Source organism: Microcystis sp. M53598_WE2 (assembly GCF_030067735.1).
Lineage (GTDB): Bacteria > Cyanobacteriota > Cyanobacteriia > Cyanobacteriales > Microcystaceae > Microcystis > Microcystis aeruginosa.
Genome location: NZ_JASJFE010001074.1, coordinates 1 through 1,145, shown reverse-complemented (window position 1 = coordinate 1,145; position 1,145 = coordinate 1). Strand labels below are relative to the sequence as shown.

General features: G+C 40.9%; 1 pseudogene. It reads right to left on the bottom strand.

What is annotated here, in order from left to right:
- A pseudogene (locus PX636_RS21875) lies at positions 1-1,097 on the bottom strand (tetratricopeptide repeat protein); the annotation flags it as partial.
- Between the last annotated feature and the right edge of the window lie 48 nt (positions 1,098-1,145).

Here is a 1,145-nt window from a genome sequence, read left to right as displayed (position 1 = left end):
CGGTTGTTCCAAGCTTCATGGTAATCGGGTTTAAATTCTAAAGCTTGATCGTAGGATGCGATCGCTTGTTCAAATCTGCCTAAATTAAATAACGCATTCCCTCGGTTGTTCCAAGCTTCATGCTTATCGGGTTTAAATTCTAAAGCTCGATCATAGGAGGCGATCGCTTGTTCAAATCTGCCTAAATTTCTTAACGCAATCCCTCGGTTGTTCCCAGCTTAATGGTAATCGGGTTTAAATTCTAAAGCTTGATCGTAGGATGCGATCGCTTCTTCTAATCTGCCTAAATTACCTAACGCAACCCCTCGGTTGTACCAAGCTTCATGGTAATCGGGTTTAATTTCTAAAGCTTTGTCGTAGGATGCGATCGCTTGTTCGTATTCTTTTCCCATTTGATGAATTAAGCCTTTTTTATGCCACAATTCAGATGTTTGAACAGGATCGAGAGATGGGGAATCGCTTAAATAGGCCTTAATTTCGGCTAACTTTTCCTGTCGTTGTTGGGGAGTGAATTGTTGATAGGTATCGAGATCGCCGTCTAAATAAACCAGTCTTCTAATTTCTCTGTGCAATATGTCCTTATCCGTCGGAAATTCATAAACTCCCGAATACCAATCAAAAAAATCCGACGCACGACGAATAAAATACCGCAAGGCAAATTCCGGCAATAGGAATACTAAAGTAAAGGGAAATTGCCGCTCAAATCGCTCACGGGATAGGTTTAAATAGCCTAAAATCTTAGGAACTCCGGCCCAGGTTCCCCCATAAACCGGACTTTGACTCAACAAGAAATAGCCTTCACTTTCCGCTTCTTCGTAGCGCAGTAGTGCATTTTCTAAACCGCGCACAAAAAGAATGTTTAGATTGGTATAATTTGGTAGATCGACAATTTTCTCATACAAATTATCGGTTTCTGAATCAAGCTGCAGGACTTGAATATTTTTATTAGGTAAATCTTGACTGATTCCCCGAATAATCTCATCAGCTTGCACGGGAGAACAGCGAACAAAGAGTAAATTAAAGCCATTTTTTCGTCTCAGCGATCGCAGTAATGCTTGATAGGATTCTGCTGCTGTTAGGGGTTGCTCTTCTCGCAATCCTTCAAAATCCGATTCCTGAAAGTTAGTTAAGGGTTTTACTTTTGG